Origin of the sequence: Bacillus sp. FSL W8-0102 (assembly GCF_038007225.1) — a bacterium.
Lineage (GTDB): Bacteria > Bacillota > Bacilli > Bacillales > DSM-4216 > Bacillus_O > Bacillus_O smithii.
On record NZ_JBBOWT010000001.1, the window covers coordinates 1,710,976 to 1,728,385 of the forward strand.

The window sequence follows — 17,410 nt, forward strand, 5'->3', positions numbered from 1 at the left end:
ACACGCATTCTCTAGTGGGTGAAAATGAGTTTCTTTTATAAAAACACCGGAAAACGAAAAAGCTGTCCTGATTCTCCGCAAAATTCCTCCTCATTACACCTATTGATACCCATCTTCATACAATAAAAAAGTAAATATAGAGCTTATGATCATCAAAGGGGGTTCAATATGTTAACAGGCATGCAAATTGCAGTAATCGGCGGAGATGCCCGCGAATTGGAAATCATCACAAAATTAACAGAATTAGACGCCAAATTGTTTTTAGCCGGATTTGAACAATTGAATCATGCTTATCCCGGGGCTGTGAAAGAGAAAATGGAGGACATTCCTTTTTTCGAAATTGATGCCATCATATTGCCTGTAGCGGGAACCAATCATGAGGGAGTGGTTGAAACCATTTTTTCTGATGAGCGGGTTGTCCTTACAAAAGATATGCTCCAAGCCACTCCCCAACATTGCACCGTTTATTCAGGTATTAGCAATCAATACTTGAACGATTTAACCAAAAAAACAAACCGAAAATTGGTCAAATTATTTGAACGTGATGATGTCGCTATTTATAACTCGATTCCAACCGCTGAAGGAGCGATTATGATTGCTATTCAAAATACAGATTTCACGATTCACGGTTCGAATGTCGTCGTTCTCGGCTTTGGCAGAGTCGGAATGAGTGTGGCAAGAGCCTTTGATCAATTGGGGGCAAATACGAAAGTGGGGGCAAGAAAAAGTGAGCATTTAGCAAGAATATCTGAAATGGGAATGACGCCTTTCCATCTTAAAGATTTAAAAAATATGGTTCGTGATGCGGATATTGTCATCAATACTATTCCGCATTTAGTAGTAACGGCTTCCGTAATTGCCAACATGCCATCCCATACTATTATCATCGACTTAGCTTCCAAACCGGGTGGAACCGATTTTCGCTATGCGGAAAAACGAGGAATAAAAGCCATATCGGCACTCAGTCTTCCGGGAATAGTCGCACCCAAAACAGCCGGGCAAATTTTGGCCAATGTGTTGGCAAAGCTTTTAAAAGAAGATGTTTTTCAACGAAAGGAGAATATTTCCTTATGACGTTAAAAGGAAAACGAATTGGTTTCGGACTGACAGGATCGCATTGTACGTATGATGAGGTGTTTCCGGAATTGGAAAAACTGACGAACACAGGAGCAGAAGTGGTGCCGATTGTAACATATACAGTCCAAAATACATCCACGAGATTTGGTGAAGGAGAAGAATGGGTAAAGAAAATAGAGAAAGTAACAGGCAATAAAGTCATTAACACCATTGTGGAAGCGGAACCGCTCGGACCGAAAAAACCGCTCGATTGCATGATTATTGCACCGATGACGGGAAACTCGATTAGTAAATTTGCCAATGCATTGACAGATTCACCGGTGCTGATGGCGGCTAAAGCGACTCTGCGAAATCAAAAACCGGTTGTTCTTGGCATATCTACGAATGATGCTCTTGGATTAAACGGGGTGAATATTATGCGTTTAATGGCATCGAAAAATATCTTTTTTATCCCGTTTGGTCAAGATGATCCTGTCCAAAAGCCGACTTCTATGGTAGCACGTATGTCTTTGTTGCAGGAGACAGTAGAAAAAGCTTTGGAAGGAAAACAACTTCAGCCAGTGATTATTGAAAGGTTCCATGACAGCGTGTAAGTAAAATCTCCTCATTTTCAACAACTTTTTTAAATTGAGCATTTTGCAAAATTAGATTTTTTGGATAAAAGTATAAAAAATAAAGCACTCGACAAATAGCTACCAGCATGTTATTTTACAAAATATTACAATAATCCTGTTTTTGGGCATACCTGCAGAATTTTTCACATTGAATTTTTTTAAGCGGCTTTCTTCCCTTTATTTTCCTTTGCCATCGCTAGCGCTGAAACAAGTAATACAATAGCGTTCAGGTAAATATGGCTCTTTACTTTCTCAATTCCCCATACATGTAGGGAGTTCGCCGTAAGGTAGCTTTTCATTCTTGAATTACAGCGTTCTACACTTGTCCTCTCGTTGTAAAGCTCTTTCCAACGTTTTGTATCACGGTGCGGATTGGAATATCGGCGCACATCCTTTTTGATGTCGACTTTTACCACCATTCCATAGTTGGAAGATGAACAGGCTGCCATTCCTAATGGGCAATCCACTTTGCCGGTTGCGTGAGGACATCTGAACTTGAGCTGGTCCTTATCAGCTCCCCAATAAGTCATTTCATAACCCATGGAACAACGCGGAGTTCCATTGGAAGAAATCCCTTCAGGAGGCTCTTTTTCGTTGCGCAAATTGAGCGGGATAATGGCTTGCGCTCCAATGTTTTTGGCTGATTCATAGTTTTTTAGTTGGTCATATCCGCCATCCATGATCAGAAATTCAATTTTGGATTTGGTACGCTCTGCCACTTGCTCTATTAATTCTGGTGCGACTTCTCCATCGTTCACATGGGCAGGGGTTACTTTTATGGCCATTGGCAGTTCGCTTGCGGTATCGACTGAAAGATGCATCTTATAGCCAAACCAGGTAATTTTATTGCCGAAGGAATCATATTTTGCGCCCCAATTGGCATTACCCGTTTGTTCACTACGCTTTTTGGGCTGTTTCTTTTCATAGGCATCAATGGCGGCACTGTCGATGGCCTGGTGGCTGCCGTCAATTATTCCTTCCTCCTGAGCTAACTGTACCAAGTCAAGGAAGATCTTTTCAGCCAGCTTTTTTTTGGTAAGTGCCGCAAAAACCCGGCTGAGAGTGGAGATAGACGGTGCGGGGCGATCAATCGATAAACCGCATTGATAACGGAAACGAAGGTCTTTATCCAATCGATGATGAAGGGCGGTAAAGGTGTCGATGCCTTCGAGTGGGGCAGCGATGAGAGCCCTTAGAATCCCTTCTCTGGAATGACCGTCAGCCCCTCGGGGTGAAGAACTTCTCAACTGTTTAGCATAAGGGCGTAAATCAAGCGAGCTAAAAAAGATAGGTAATTTCTCTTTTGACTCTAATTTTTGCAGTTCTTCAAAGGAAAATAGGCTTTCTTGTAGAATATACAAAGTGACTTCCTCCTTTTGAATTTTTTGTTGTTTCGTCACTTCAAAAATTCTACATTTTAGGGGTGAAGTCCTTTTTTATGTCTTTGAAATCCTTATGGCTCTTGGGTCAAAAAATATGCAAAATGCTCAAATTAGTATTCTCATTATCTTTTAATGTGATAAAATAATAACAATTCAAGGAATATGTTATGTCTTAAGGAGCTGTTCGTTTCCCTTACGTTTACGACGCGTAATAAGGAGAAACTGGAAGGAGAAGATTAGATTGACGAACAATGGTTTTCACGTAGCAGTAGTTGGCGCAACAGGTGCAGTAGGACAACGAATGATTGAAACGTTGGAAAAGCGAAATTTTCCAATTCGGAGACTGACACTTTTATCTTCTTCCCGATCAGCGGGAAAGACCCTTACGTTTAAAAATGAGGAGATTACTGTTCAAGAAGCTAAGCCGGAAAGTTTTGAAGGCGTAGATATTGCATTGTTTAGCGCAGGAGGAAGCGTCTCAAAACAGCTCGCCCCGGAAGCTGCTAAAAGAGGAGCAGTTGTCATAGACAATACAAGCGCTTTTCGGATGGATCCGGAAGTTCCGTTAGTGGTACCTGAAGTGAATAAAGAAGATTTAAAGAAACATAAAGGAATTATTGCCAATCCAAACTGCTCCACTATCCAAATGGTAGTCGCGCTTGAACCGATTCGCCAAAAATACGGGCTGAAAAAAGTAATCGTTTCTACTTACCAAGCTGTATCAGGAGCGGGAGCCAAAGCCATCAACGAATTGAATGAACAAACGAAAGCCATTATCAATGGAGAAGAATTTACACCGGCCGTTTTGCCCGTTGCTTCAGATCCAAAACATTATCAAATTGCCTTTAATGCCATTCCGCAAATTGATAAATTTCAGGATAATGGCTTTACGTTTGAAGAAATGAAAATGATCAATGAAACAAAAAAAATCATGCATTTGCCTGAGTTGAAAATTGCCGCAACCTGTGTGAGATTGCCGGTAGCTGTCGGGCACTCTGAATCCGTTTATTTCGAAATTGAAAAAGAAGGAGTCACAGCCCGCGACATACAAGAGTTGATTAAGACTGCACCAGGAGCGGTTTTACAGGACGATCCAGCTGAACAAATTTATCCGATGCCTGCTGATTCCGTCGGAAAGAATGAAGTGTTTGTAGGACGAATCCGCAAAGATTTAGATGAAGAGAAAGGCTTCCATATGTGGGTCGTTTCTGATAACCTATTAAAAGGAGCAGCATGGAATTCTGTCCAAATCGCTGAAACTTTAATTGAAATGGGATTATTGAAGTAAACAACTTGAATGGAATGCCGAGGTGTAGTCAATTGAAAATAGTGGTACAAAAATTCGGCGGGACATCTGTACGTGATGAAAAGTCACGATTAAGCGCAAAAAGACATATTCAAAAAGCAATTAATGAAGGATATAAAGTAGTCGTTGTCGTTTCCGCCATGGGGCGCAAAGGAGAGCCGTATGCGACTGATACGCTCCTTTCCCTGGTGGAAGGGGCGCGGACTAAGCTAAGCAAACGCGAACAAGATTTGCTAATGTCGTGCGGAGAAATCATTTCTAGCCTTGTCTTTACGAATATGCTTCTTGAGCACGATATTTCCGCTGTCGCTCTTACAGGGGCGCAGGCCGGCTTCTTGACAAACAGCGATTATACCAATGCGAAGATTCTGGAAATGAAATGTGATCGGGTTAAAAAGGAACTGGAAACTCACGATGCGGTTGTAGTCGCCGGATTCCAAGGTGCTGACAAATATGGTGAGATCACAACGATCGGACGTGGCGGTAGTGATACGTCTGCGGCTGCGCTTGGAGCTGCATTAGGCGCAGAATGGATCGACATATTCACGGACGTGGATGGGATTATGACGGCTGATCCTCGTATTGTCGAAAATGCCCGGCCTTTATCGGTTGTTACTTATAATGAAGTGTGCAATATGGCTTATCAAGGAGCAAAAGTCATTCATCCGCGTGCAGTAGAAATTGCCATGCAGGCGAAAGTGCCAATCCGCATTCGTTCCACATACTCCGATGAAGTAGGAACGCTTGTCACAACGCTGAGCAAACAGAATAAAGGCACCGATATAAAAGAAAGGCTAGTGACTGGAATTGCTCATGTCTCTGATATAGCACAAATCAAAGTGAAAGCGAAGAAAGATCAATATGATTTGCAGTCCGAAGTGTTTAAAGCGATGGCTAATGAAAAAATCAGCGTTGATTTTATCAATATTTCGCCGACAGGTGTGGTATACACTGTACAAGAAGACATGGCAGACCGGGCTGTAACGATTTTGAAAGAACTTGGTTATGAGCCTATTGTCGAAAAAGGATGCGCGAAAGTTTCGGTTGTAGGAGCTGGAATGACGGGAGTTCCTGGAGTTACAGCGAAGATTGTGACCGCTCTGTCTGAAGAAGGAGTACGAATATTGCAATCAGCGGATAGCCATACCACCATTTGGGTGCTTGTCAAAAAAGAAGATCTTGTTAAAGCAGTAAATGCTTTGCACAGTGCTTTTCATTTAGAAGATGAACAAAATGAATACGAAGCAACCATCAACATTTAAAAAAAGAGGGGGGAAAAAAGATGGTTTCTTTAGGTCGGATTTCGACCGCAATGGTTACGCCCTTTGATTCAAAAGGAAATATAGATTTCCGAAAAACAACTCAGCTGGTCGAATATTTGATTGAAAATGGGACGGATTCTCTTGTTGTTTCAGGCACGACGGGAGAATCGCCCACTTTAACAACGGAAGAAAAAATCGCTCTGTTTCAACACGTAAAAAAAGTAGCAAACGGGCGCGTACCGATCATTGCCGGTACTGGCTCCTACAATACACAAGCTACTGTTGAGTTGACGAAAAAAGCAGAGGAAGTCGGAGTAGATGCAATTCTGCTCGTGACCCCATATTATAATAAGCCGAATCAAGAAGGGTTGTACCAACATTACAAAACGGTTGCAGAAGCAACCTCTTTGCCGATCATCCTTTACAACGTGCCGGGGAGAACAGGTGTTACGTTGCAGCCTGAAACGGTGATTAGGCTTTCTCGTATTCCTAATATAGTGGCAGTAAAAGAAGCGAGCGGAAACTTAGATGCAATGGCAGAAATTATCGCCAATACAGACGATGATTTTGCCCTTTACAGTGGAGATGATGCTTTGACGCTTCCTGTTTTAGCGATCGGAGGAAACGGAGTTATCTCGGTTGCTTCCCATATCGTGGGAAATGAAATGCAGGAAATGATTACGGCCTTTTTCGACGGTGATCTTTCCAAAGCGGCAAAACTTCATCAAAAACTTCTTCCTCTTATGCGAGGGCTGTTTGCTGCGCCGAGTCCTGTTCCGGTCAAAACAGCACTGCAAATGAAAGGAATGGATCCGGGACCTGTACGTCTTCCGCTTGTGCCGTTAACGGAAGAGGAACGAAACAAACTGGCAGAATTGCTTAATCGTTTATAAAAACTTCCGCTTTTTTATTTCTGGAATAGAGAGATTACGTGAACTGCAGGAGTCCTTCATTCGGGGAATGGACGTGTTTTTCAATCGGAATGTTTTCGTTTTTTGTCTCTTTAATTGGGATATGAAATATAAGAACAACATCGTTTGAACGTGAAGAAATGTTGCTCGTACCATGTGTGCTTAGGACGTGAAATATACTTGCGGTGATGGAAATAAGGGGAATCGACCATCATTTGGTCAAAATCAAATTAGATTCGTTCGTCACCCTGAAGAAATGGGAATATCCCGTTAGATAGATATCGTTCTCGATAAAGGTTTGGTCCTCACATTTTCTGATATAAAGAACACGAGCTTAACCAGTTCTTGTTTTTTATATGGAAACGTGAAGGATCAAGCCTTTTCATTTTTTCTAGACAACTAGATTTCTCTTCCTATAAACTCAATTATAAAGGGGATATGAATCCTTTTTTCACGGATTAATCCGAATAGACAGAATAACTCATATAAAGGTAATTCTTATGAATTCTGCTTCAACACATAAAGCGTTTGGGTTGGAAGTGGGACCTTTTCATTTATGCATTAAAAATTAAAGCTTGGAGCATTCAAAAAGTTTGTCGAATGAAAGTAGAAAGAATAGTGTTGGATTTTAAAAATGGCATCCGATATAATATTACTAATGGCAGCGGGGCGGATTAGAGAAGTCAACATAGGAGGATTTAAACATTGAGTAAAAGAAAAAATGAGAGTATTAAAGTGATCCCATTGGGAGGAGTAGGAGAAGTCGGGAAAAACATGATCGTGATCGAAGTGGATCATGAAATTTTTGTCATCGATGCCGGCTTGATGTTCCCTGAAAATGAAATGCTCGGAATCGACGTTGTCATCCCAGATATTACATACTTGGAAGAAAACAAAGACAGAGTGAAAGGCATCTTTCTTACACACGGTCATGAGGATGCTATTGGTTCACTAGGCTATGTGCTTCGGAAAATCAAAGCACCTGTTTATGGAACGAAGTTAACATTAGCTTTGGCCAAAGATCGGCTTCGTCAAGAAAAAGGGATTGAATCGGTTAAATTTTATACTATCCATTCCGATTCCCGTTTGCGGTTCGATACGGTCGACGTGACTTTTTTCCGAACGACGCACAGCATCCCTGACTCTGTCGGGATTTGCATCCATACGTCCGAAGGCGCTATTGTTCATACGGGCGAATTTAAGTTTGACCAAGAAGCAAAAGGTTTTTATAAACCGGATATTGGAAAGATGGCCGAAATTGGCGAAAAAGGAGTATTGCTGCTTTTATCGGATTCCACAGAAGCCGAAAGACCGGGACATACAGTATCGGAAGGTGTGATGGCTCGACACTTGTCTGATGCCTTTCATTCTGTCAAAGGTCGTATTATTGTAGCTTCCTATGCATCCAATCTGATCAGGATTCAGCAAGTATTCCAAGCAGCATATGAGAATCATCGGAAAGTCGCGGTTTCAGGAAAAAACCTGCAACGGGTTTATGAAATTGCTTTGAAACTCGGCTATTTAGATGTGAAGGATAATATGCTGGTCGATATTACAGAAATCAATCAGCATCCTGACAACGAACTAGTCATATTGACGACGGGCATTCAGGGAGAACCGATTGAGGCCTTGCAAAAAATGGCGAAAGGCACTCATAAATTGGTCAATATAAAAGAAGGAGATACGGTGTTTATTACCGCTAATGCAACGCCGGGGCTGGAATTGTTAATGGCCAAAACGGTGGATCTCTTGTTTCGAGCGGGAGCTAATGTTTTAACCAATCACCGCGAAGTTCACGATTCTGGCCACGGCAGCCAAGAAGATTTGAAATTTATGCTGAATCTGATGAAACCGCAATTATTTATCCCTATACAAGGCGAATATCGGATGCTGATTGCTCATGCTAAATTGGCCGAAAATGTTGGATTGAAGCAACGTCAAATTTATATTCCTGAAAAAGGGGAAGTCATTGAAATCAAGAATAAAGCTTTCAAAGTCGGCGGACGAGTGCAAGCAGGCAATGTTTTAATCGATGGCATCGGAGTTGGCGATGTTGGCAATATTGTATTGCGCGACCGCAAACTGTTATCACAAGATGGAATATTTATTGTAGTCGTCACGTTGGATAAAAAACGGAAAAAAATTGCCTCCGGTCCAGAAATTATTTCCAGAGGTTTTGTGTATGTAAGAGAATCGGAAAAGTTGATTGAAGAATCGACATCGTTAATTTCGCAAATCGTTGAAAAGAATATGGAAAACGACGTCATTGAATGGTCGAATATTAAACAAGCCATTCGTGATCAATTAAATACGTTTTTGTTTGAAAAAACGAAACGCCGTCCGATGATATTGCCGATCATTATGGAAATATAATCGATAAAATCACCGATGAAATTCGGTGATTTTTTTATGAGTATGAAAACGAAACGATCGTGAATAATAAAAGCATCACCGTTAAAAGGAGTTGCAATCCATGGCAGAGCTTGAAGGAACGAATCCAGAACCGTCCAAGCATGAGGAGGAGAATGAGCAAAATACCTCTTCCACTTTAATGGAAAAAATTCAGCAACTTGGACAAACGAATGTCCCGGAGCTTTCCAACGATTCGAATATTCACTGCCTGACAATCGTCGGCCAGATCGAAGGACATATCCAATTGCCTCCTCAGAATAAGACGACCAAATACGAACATTTAATTCCGCAGCTTGTTGCGATCGAGCAAAACCCTAAAATCGAAGGGCTGCTCGTCATATTGAATACAGTCGGCGGGGACGTGGAAGCTGGGTTGGCCATTGCTGAAATGCTTGCGTCTTTATCGAAGCCAACGGTTTCCGTTGTCCTGGGCGGGGGGCATTCCATCGGGGTGCCTATTGCGGTAAGCTGCGATTATTCTTTTATCGCGGAGACGGCCACGATGACGATACATCCTATTCGTTTAACGGGTCTTGTTATCGGAGTTCCGCAAACGTTTGAATACTTGGATAAGATGCAAGAACGAGTCATCAAGTTCGTGACAAGCCACTCTCATATTCAAGAAAAAACATTCCGGGATTTGATGTTTGCCACCGGAAATCTTACTCGTGATATTGGAACGAATGTTGTTGGCCGCGATGCAGTGGAAACAGGGTTAATCGATGAAGTAGGCGGATTAGGATCCGCCATGAAAAAACTGAATGAATTGATTGAAGCGAAGAAAAAGGCTGACAAAGGGATGATCCAATGATTTTGTATACCCCGATTCCAAAAGAACTCATTTTTCCAGCTTTACAAGAAGAATTTCAAGCCGTTGAAACGGTAACGTGGCAGGGGATTCCGTTGATGGTGCAGAAAGAAGAACAACAAATGCGTATCCTTCGTGTTTTAAGCACAAATCCAAACGATTATTTAAATCAGCAAATTGTACCGGGGCAGTATTTGCCATATCCACCAAAGTGTGAGTAAAATGTTTGTGGGAGAAATTCTTAGAATTCCCCGATGAGGGGGTTGGGAACGTAGGTTCGCAATCCCCCTCATCGGGGCCACCAAGCAAAGCGCGGTAGGATCCCAAGCAGGAAACATGAAAAAAGGACTCTCTCCCTGGTAAGATGATCATTGTTCACACCATCAAACAGGAGGAGAGAGTCCTATGAATATTCAACAACATCTTACCACAAATTCGTTGACATGGAAAGAGATCGAACTTGATTTGTTTCGAGCCTTGCAAAACGCCTTCACCGAGCTGTTTACGGCTCTGTTGGAGGACATCGACCGACAATTGGCGGAAACCCGGGACAAGCGCCGGTACCACTTGAAAGACAAACGACGCACCACGATTCAAACCTTGTTTGGCGAAGTTACCTTTGAGCGAAACTACTATTTAGACCGAGAACAAAACCGTTACACGTTTTTGCTTGATTCCTTTTTAGCGTTTGATGGATCGCAGTCAATCAGCCCTTGTCTAGAAGAAACGGCGATGGGATTGGCTGTGGAGTGCTCTTCCTATCGCAAAGCGGCTCATACGCTTGCCCAGATGGTCGGGTATCCGGTGATGAGCCATGAGACGATCCGCCAGTTGGTGCTCGAGGCTGAAGTTCCGCTGCACTGCCCGGTTGACCAGCGATATGGACGGGTGCTGTTTGTGGAGGCCGATGGACTGTTTGTCTCTCGCCAAGGGAAGGGAAAACGGGCCAAGGAAGACAAAATCCTGACCGTTCACGAAGGATGGAAGCGCAACGGCTCACGGATCGAATTCGTGAATCAGCGCCATTACGTCCATGAGGGCAAGGGGGAGGTGTGGGAAGGCTTCGAGGAATTTTTGATGAACGAATATGCCTATGATCCGTGTCGGGATCTTCTTGTCATCAACGGGGACGGCGCTCCATGGATTACCGCGTGCCGGGAGTATTTCAAAGGACGGGTCTGCTTCCAATTGGATCGATTCCACGTGGCGCGTGAGTTGCGCCAATGCCTCTCGGGCCATCCACGGTGGCAGGCGATTCGGCAAAAGCTGGCGAAGCAGGATGAAGAGAAGCTGCTTGTGGAACTGAACAGCGCCCTCGGCACGCTGGGGGACGAAGCGAAAGAACAACAGCTGGCTGCCTTGATCCACCGGATCGAATCGATGCCGGGATGCATCCGTGATTACCGGGAATGGCTGAAGGAGCAAGGAGTGGACACAACGGGCATGTATCCGATGGGGAGGGCTGAAAGCGTGATGAGCCAGCTGGCGTATCGGGTGAAATACCGCCGCAGTTGGACAGACAAGGGACTCAGGGCGTTTTTCAAGGCAATGATTGCCCGGATGGATGGGATTCGTCTTTTCGGACATCGTTTAGGAGAAGAATCGTCGCATCCGGCGGAGGAAACGGTGTCGACGGCATCCACCAAACAGACGATCGTGAACAAGGCGAAACAACGCGTCCGCCGTCTTTGGCCGGAGATCACGCGGAATAACGTGCCATATTTACAGCAATCGTCCGGGACTCCGATCTATCATGCCCTGTCTGAATTCAAGGGATGGTAAAAAAAGGTATACATATTCGTCTGTCATGGCAAGGGATGAGAGTCCGAAAGCGCTTACGGATGAAATTCAAAAAAATGGTTCGCTAACCTATGACTTACATCTATTTTCAGCGAACCAAAAAAATTCCCACAAAGTCTTGACTGACTCTCCACCAAAACAATATTAGGTAAATGCGAACAAATATGCTATAATGATAGGTGAAAATTAGCAGCCGAACTGAAGGCTGCTTTCTTTGTTCGTTTTTTACAAATAATCCATAATGATCTCGATCATCCGAAAGAATGATTTATTGGGATTTTTTTAAAATGACATACTCTGTTTAATCTAGGTGATGGTATCATGCCAAAAAAGAAAAGAAGAGCAAGACGAAAGTCGTCTCAAAAAGTTCAAGAGACATTGAAATATGAAATTGCGGGCCTTTTGCTGATTGCATTCAGTATTATTGGACTTATTCCATTGGGCGTTGGAAACTATTTTGTGTATGTTTTTCAATTTTTGCTGGGGAGATGGTATAAACTAGGATTCCTCATGGTCATTGTGTATGCTGGATTTTTAATGATCAAACGGACAAGACCCACTTATTTCAACCGGAGGCTCCTCGGATTTTATATTATCGTAGCTAGCTTGCTGCTGTTTGATCATATCGCTTCCTTTGAAAGCAGAGGATCTGTCAATCCTAGTATTATTTCTAATACTTGGGATATTTATTTGAAAGAAAAAGGTCAAGAGTTTCCAGCAGATCTTGGCAGCGGGATGATTGGAGCGGTGCTTTTAGCTGTTTCGTATTTTTTATTCGAAGCGTTAGGAACGAAAATCTTGTCATTGGTTCTTCTTATCATCGGTTTTATGCTTTTGACCAACATTTCGATTGGCGACATTTGCGGAAAATTGCTTTTCTCTATTTTGAGATTTTTAAAAGAACAATGGCAGGCCTTTTTGCAAGACATAAGAGACTGGCAGTCGGGACGTAGAGAAAGACGGAACCAATCAAATCAAGAGAAAAAAGCGAAGCCTACTGAAGATGAAAATGAAGGCAGCGTCGTGATTTTAGACCATAACCAAAACGAACCGACTCATCCAGTCATTACGGATTTTTCGGATAAAGTGGCGAACGAAGAAAACGATGATCCAACTCATTCGATCGTCAACGGAGGACCGGAAACAGAAGGAGAATCGGATGTTTATTCTGGTCCTCCAATGAACTTTAGTGAAGTAGAAAACGAAGATTATCAGCTGCCTCCTATATCTCTGTTAAAGAGACCTAAAAAGACCGACCAAAGCAACGAATATCGTTTAATTCACGAAAATGCGGCTAAATTAGAAAGGACGTTTCAAAGTTTCGGCGTCAAAGCAAAAGTCACTCAAGTACACTTAGGACCAGCTGTGACCAAATATGAGGTTCATCCAGATATTGGAGTCAAGGTTAGCAAAATTGTCAGCTTAAGCGACGATCTTGCATTGGCATTGGCGGCGAAGGATATTCGAATGGAAGCTCCAATCCCCGGAAAGTCGGCGATCGGAATCGAAGTACCGAATTCAGAAGTAGCGATGGTTAGCTTGCGGGAAGTGCTCGAAAGCAAAAACAACGATCGTCCCGATTCCAAATTATTAATCGGACTTGGACGCGATATTACCGGTGAAGCAGTGCTTGCGGAACTTAATAAAATGCCCCATCTGCTGGTTGCGGGGGCAACCGGAAGCGGTAAAAGCGTGTGCATTAATGGGATTATTACAAGTATTCTCATGCGTGCTAAGCCGCATGAAGTCAAATTAATGATGATTGATCCGAAAATGGTAGAGTTAAATGTTTATAATGGAATCCCTCACTTGCTGGCTCCTGTGGTGACCAACGCGAAAAAAGCTTCTCAAGCTCTAAAAAAAGTGGTAGGTGAAATGGAACGCCGCTATGAACTGTTTTCACACAGCGGTACGAGAAATATCGAAGGCTACAATGAACACGTAAGGCGGCATAATAGCGAAACGGGGGACAAACAACCGCTTCTTCCTTATATTGTAGTGATTGTAGACGAGCTGGCAGATTTAATGATGGTGGCTTCAAGCGATGTGGAAGACTCGATCACCCGACTTGCCCAAATGGCACGCGCGGCTGGAATTCACTTAATTATCGCTACTCAAAGACCATCTGTAGATGTCATTACCGGGGTGATTAAAGCTAATATTCCTTCACGAATTGCTTTTGCTGTTTCCTCTCAAACGGATTCGCGAACCATTTTGGACATGGGTGGCGCTGAAAAATTGCTTGGACGAGGAGATATGCTTTTTCTTCCTGTAGGTGCTTCTAAGCCGATACGGGTTCAAGGAGCTTTTCTTTCAGATGAAGAAGTCGAAGAAGTGGTGAATTTTGTCATATCGCAACAAAAAGCGCAGTATCAAGAAGATATGATTCCAGATGATTTGCCGGAAACATCGTCAGAAGTAGAGGATGAATTGTACGATGAAGCTGTTCAATTAGTTGCGGAAATGCAAACTGCTTCCGTTTCTATGCTGCAGCGGAGATTTCGAATTGGATATACGAGGGCGGCAAGATTAATTGATGAAATGGAAGCAAGAGGAGTTGTCGGTCCTTATGAAGGCAGCAAGCCACGGGCTGTGCTAGTACCAAAACCATCTGAACAACAAACCTCTTAAAAAGGCTGCAAACGCAGCCTTTTTTCATTTTTAAGGAACTTTTGTATTGGGCAAATGAAGTCATTGATGAAATTAATTAGACTGCTCGATCGCTTTTGCTCCTGTGTTTTATGGCGCTCAGCACGATATTTAAAAAAGCGTGACCATTACAACTGAAATGCGATTTTTCCACCAAACACCTCAAAGCTGCATTTTGAACTAGCATCTGAATATTTTCCGCTGTTGGATGGATCGTTGAAGCTTATTCCGTAATAGTGAATCATTCTCTAAGAAAATGTAAATGAAGGGACTTTCGGAAAAAGGCCGAGATAGTTATCATAAAAATATTATGTAAACTAAATAAGAGGAAAAACTTGCTAATCACCGTTAATAACATGTATAGTTGAATTGACTTTTCATAAAATAAAGCGAGACGAATGGGTTTTTACCGCATGGTGGGTTTAGCAGAAAAGGCTGACAATCTTTAAGGGCAAATGTCGCTGCCATCCTGAATGATGTTTTAGAACGATGAAAAACAAAATGCCTTTGATGAAGATGGAGATAAAAAAGGAGGAAATAGAGATGACAGTGGTGGATGAAATAGTCAAAAAGAAAAAGGGCTATACCCTTCATTTTGTCAAAACCGATCAATACAAAACGAATACAATTGTGTGGAAGATGAAAGCACCTCTTGAAAATGAGACGGTTACTTTAAGAGCCCTTCTCCCTAACGTGCTGCAAAACAGCTCCAAGAAATATCCGACAACCACATCCCTCCAATCTTATTTGGAAGAGCTGTATGGGGCTAATTTTTTTGTGGATGTTGGCAAAAAAGGCGAATACCACATTATGAGTTTTTCCATTGAACTCGCCAATGAAAAATTTTTAAAAGAGAAGACGCCATTATTACGTACAGGACTTGATTTTTTAGCTTCTATTTTATTTGCACCCAATGCAGAAAACGGCCGATTTCATGAATCATCCGTGACGAGTGAAAAACGGATTTTAAAACAGCGATTGCAATCGTTGTTTGACGACAAAATGCGTTATGCTAGCCAACGTCTCATAGAGGAAATGTGTGAAAATGAACCATATGCGTTGCATCCATATGGGCGCTTGGACGATGTCGATTCCATTTCTTCAGAAAGTCTGTATCAATATTATGAGAGAGCGCTCCGAGAGGACGAACTGGATTTATATGTCGTTGGTGATGTGGATTTCGAGGAAGTGGAAGGTGCTTGCGACCAATTGTTCTTACTGTCGGATCGGCAGCCAAAATTAGTGAAAAAACGCTCGATTCCTTCGCGTTCGGAAGTAAAAGTAGTGAAAGAGCAGCAATATGTAAAGCAAGGAAAATTAAATATTGGATACCGAACTCATGTGTCATTCGGCGATCCCGATTATTTTGCGCTGCAAGTATTTAATGGAATATTCGGGGGATTTTCTCATTCAAAACTGTTTTTGAACGTTCGGGAAAAAGAAAGCTTAGCTTATTATGCTTCCAGTCGTCTTGAAAGCCATAAAGGGCTAATGATGGTTATGTCCGGCATCGAAAGTAAAAATTATGAAAAAGCGGTGGCCATCATCCACGAACAGCTTGAAGCGATGAAAAACGGAGACTTTTCCGAAAAGGAAATCGAACAAACGAAAGCGGTCATTCATAATCAATTGCTGGAGACCATTGATACTCAGCGAGGTTTAATTGAAATGCTTTACCATAATGTGCTGGCGAAGAAAAATGTCACAGTGGAAGACTGGCTTCAAGGAATTGTGGAAGCATCTGATTCAGAAATTGTCAAAGTGGCCGAAAAAATTGAAATGGATACCATTTACTTTTTATCTGGACAGGAGGGGCTTAATTGATGGAAAAAATTCAATTTGATCAGCTCCAAGAAGAATTGTACTATGAAAAAATGAGCAATGGACTTGACGTTTATGTTCTCCCAAAACAAGGATTTCACAAAACTTATGCGACTTTTACAACGAAATACGGTTCTGTGGATAATGAATTTGTTCCGCTCGGTAAGGATCAATTCACCCATGTTCCGGATGGAATCGCCCATTTTCTTGAACATAAATTGTTTGAAAAGGAAGATGGCGATGTCTTTCAGCAGTTTAGCAAACAAGGAGCGTCTGCCAACGCTTTTACCACTTTCACAAGAACCACTTATCTTTTTTCCAGCACCTCCAACGTGCAGCAAAATTTGGAAACGTTGATTAATTTTGTTCAAGATCCTTATTTTACCGAAAAAACGGTAGAAAAAGAAAAAGGGATCATCGGTCAAGAAATTACCATGTATGAGGACAACCCCGATTGGCGTGTTTATTTCGGCTTAATTGAAAATATGTATCATCATCACCCGGTTCGCATCGATATTGCGGGTACGATTCAATCCATTGATAAAATCACAAAAGATCTATTGTACGAATGCTACTACACTTTTTATCATCCGAGTAACATGCTGCTCTTCGTTGTGGGGCCGGTCAATCCGGAAGAAATCATGAATCAAGTAAGGGAAAATCAATCGAAAAAGAACTATCAAAACCAGCCGGAAATCAGGCGTCACTTTGAAAAAGAACCGGAAGATGTAAAAGAAAAGCTCAGGGTTCTACCTATGGATGTAAAAACGCCGAAGTGCTATGTGGGCATAAAAGGCGCAAAGACCGATATTAAAGGAATTGAAATGCTGCGGTATGAATTATCCATCAATGTATTGTTGGAGATGCTGTTCGGAAAAAGCTCTCAAAATTATTTTGACTTGTACGAAAAAGGTTTGATTGACGATTCATTCTTTTTCGATTTCACGCAGGAAGAGGGATTTGGCTTTGCGATGATTGGCAGTGATACAATGAATCCGGATGAATTTGCTAAACGCATCCAATCCGTTTTACTGGACGCGAAAACAGGCGCTTATTTAACGGAAGATGCACTTGAAAGAACGAAAAAGAAAAAAATTGGTGCGTTTTTAAGATCGCTGAATTCTCCGGAATTTATTGCCAATCAGTTTACGCGGTACGCTTTTCATGAAATGAATCTTTTTGATGTAGTGCCAACTCTTGAACAACTGACATTTGATGACATAAAAAAAGTAGCAGCCGAATTGATTGCTCCTAATCGATTAACCACTTTTCAAGTTACACCCAAATAACGTACGATTTTATATCAGGAGTAGACAAAAAGCGCCTAACGTATCTAATTTGTGTTGAATGAATCACAACTTTTCATCC

General features: G+C 42.1%; 13 protein-coding genes. 12 read left to right on the plus strand and 1 reads right to left on the minus strand.

Translation table 11 applies throughout. From position 1 onward, the window contains the following. The first annotated feature begins 168 nt into the window (after nucleotides 1–168). Both dpaA and N1I87_RS08235 read left to right on the plus strand, forming a co-directional pair. Complete coding sequence (gene dpaA, locus N1I87_RS08230) at nucleotides 169–1,074, plus strand: dipicolinic acid synthetase subunit A (RefSeq protein WP_341101314.1); 906 nt, start codon at nucleotides 169–171, stop codon at nucleotides 1,072–1,074. Beyond that, the gene (locus N1I87_RS08235) at nucleotides 1,071–1,670 is read left to right on the plus strand and encodes a dipicolinate synthase subunit B (RefSeq protein ID WP_003352431.1); all 600 of its coding nucleotides are present in this window, start codon (nucleotides 1,071–1,073) and stop codon (nucleotides 1,668–1,670) included. The genes dpaA and N1I87_RS08235 overlap by 4 nt, the downstream gene beginning before the upstream one ends. A 179-nt stretch (nucleotides 1,671–1,849) precedes the next feature. Here N1I87_RS08235 and N1I87_RS08240 read toward each other — a convergent pair whose 3' ends face one another. After that, entirely contained in the window at nucleotides 1,850–3,052 is a 1,203-nt protein-coding gene (locus N1I87_RS08240; protein ID WP_096550413.1) for a transposase, read from the minus strand. 262 nt (nucleotides 3,053–3,314) lie between these two features. On the opposite strand from N1I87_RS08240, the gene asd reads away from it, so the two are divergent. The 10 genes from asd to yfmH all read left to right on the plus strand — a co-directional run bounded on the left by asd (nucleotide 3,315) and on the right by yfmH (nucleotide 17,331). Continuing rightward, complete coding sequence (gene asd / locus N1I87_RS08245) at nucleotides 3,315–4,361, plus strand: aspartate-semialdehyde dehydrogenase (RefSeq protein WP_270583314.1); 1,047 nt, start codon at nucleotides 3,315–3,317, stop codon at nucleotides 4,359–4,361. A gap of 32 nt (nucleotides 4,362–4,393) precedes the next feature. Next, complete coding sequence (gene dapG / locus N1I87_RS08250; protein ID WP_003352429.1) at nucleotides 4,394–5,641, plus strand: aspartate kinase; 1,248 nt, start codon at nucleotides 4,394–4,396, stop codon at nucleotides 5,639–5,641. Between the two features lie 20 nt (nucleotides 5,642–5,661). Continuing rightward, nucleotides 5,662–6,534 (plus strand): 4-hydroxy-tetrahydrodipicolinate synthase, encoded by an 873-nt coding sequence (dapA, locus tag N1I87_RS08255; RefSeq protein ID WP_003352428.1) that lies wholly within the window; start codon nucleotides 5,662–5,664, stop codon nucleotides 6,532–6,534. 723 nt (nucleotides 6,535–7,257) lie between these two features. Beyond that, nucleotides 7,258–8,925, plus strand: coding sequence for a ribonuclease J (locus tag N1I87_RS08260; RefSeq protein ID WP_003352426.1), 1,668 nt, complete (start codon nucleotides 7,258–7,260; stop codon nucleotides 8,923–8,925). 100 nt (nucleotides 8,926–9,025) lie between these two features. Further along, nucleotides 9,026–9,775: a ClpP family protease gene (locus tag N1I87_RS08265; protein WP_003352424.1), complete on the plus strand. Its 750-nt coding sequence runs from the start codon at nucleotides 9,026–9,028 to the stop codon at nucleotides 9,773–9,775. After that, on the plus strand, nucleotides 9,772–9,993 hold the full coding sequence (locus N1I87_RS08270) for a YlzJ-like family protein (RefSeq protein WP_341101316.1): 222 nt from the start codon (nucleotides 9,772–9,774) through the stop codon (nucleotides 9,991–9,993). The genes N1I87_RS08265 and N1I87_RS08270 overlap by 4 nt, the downstream gene beginning before the upstream one ends. A 184-nt stretch (nucleotides 9,994–10,177) precedes the next feature. Further along, nucleotides 10,178–11,554 (plus strand): ISLre2 family transposase, encoded by a 1,377-nt coding sequence (locus N1I87_RS08275; protein ID WP_341101318.1) that lies wholly within the window; start codon nucleotides 10,178–10,180, stop codon nucleotides 11,552–11,554. A gap of 339 nt (nucleotides 11,555–11,893) precedes the next feature. Continuing rightward, complete coding sequence (locus N1I87_RS08280) at nucleotides 11,894–14,203, plus strand: FtsK/SpoIIIE family DNA translocase (RefSeq protein ID WP_327825375.1); 2,310 nt, start codon at nucleotides 11,894–11,896, stop codon at nucleotides 14,201–14,203. A gap of 561 nt (nucleotides 14,204–14,764) precedes the next feature. Beyond that, nucleotides 14,765–16,045 carry an EF-P 5-aminopentanol modification-associated protein YfmF gene (gene yfmF, locus N1I87_RS08285; protein ID WP_341101320.1) on the plus strand — a complete coding sequence of 427 codons (1,281 nt, stop codon included), beginning with the start codon at nucleotides 14,765–14,767 and terminating at the stop codon, nucleotides 16,043–16,045. After that, the gene (gene yfmH / locus N1I87_RS08290) at nucleotides 16,045–17,331 is read left to right on the plus strand and encodes an EF-P 5-aminopentanol modification-associated protein YfmH (protein WP_412677378.1); all 1,287 of its coding nucleotides are present in this window, start codon (nucleotides 16,045–16,047) and stop codon (nucleotides 17,329–17,331) included. The genes yfmF and yfmH overlap by 1 nt, the downstream gene beginning before the upstream one ends. Nucleotides 17,332–17,410 lie beyond the last annotated feature (79 nt).

Excerpts from the sequence above, each read along its gene's own strand:
- yfmH (WP_412677378.1), top strand. The coding sequence starts at position 16,045 with ATGGAAAAAATTCAATTTGATCAGCTCCAAGAAGAATTGTACTATGAA.
- N1I87_RS08265 (WP_003352424.1), top strand. The coding sequence starts at position 9,026 with ATGGCAGAGCTTGAAGGAACGAATCCAGAACCGTCCAAGCATGAGGAG.
- N1I87_RS08275 (WP_341101318.1), top strand. The coding sequence starts at position 10,178 with ATGAATATTCAACAACATCTTACCACAAATTCGTTGACATGGAAAGAG.
- dpaA (WP_341101314.1), top strand. The coding sequence starts at position 169 with ATGTTAACAGGCATGCAAATTGCAGTAATCGGCGGAGATGCCCGCGAA.
- N1I87_RS08235 (WP_003352431.1), top strand. The coding sequence starts at position 1,071 with ATGACGTTAAAAGGAAAACGAATTGGTTTCGGACTGACAGGATCGCAT.
- N1I87_RS08270 (WP_341101316.1), top strand. The coding sequence starts at position 9,772 with ATGATTTTGTATACCCCGATTCCAAAAGAACTCATTTTTCCAGCTTTA.
- yfmF (WP_341101320.1), top strand. The coding sequence starts at position 14,765 with ATGACAGTGGTGGATGAAATAGTCAAAAAGAAAAAGGGCTATACCCTT.
- dapA (WP_003352428.1), top strand. The coding sequence starts at position 5,662 with ATGGTTTCTTTAGGTCGGATTTCGACCGCAATGGTTACGCCCTTTGAT.
- N1I87_RS08280 (WP_327825375.1), top strand. The coding sequence starts at position 11,894 with ATGCCAAAAAAGAAAAGAAGAGCAAGACGAAAGTCGTCTCAAAAAGTT.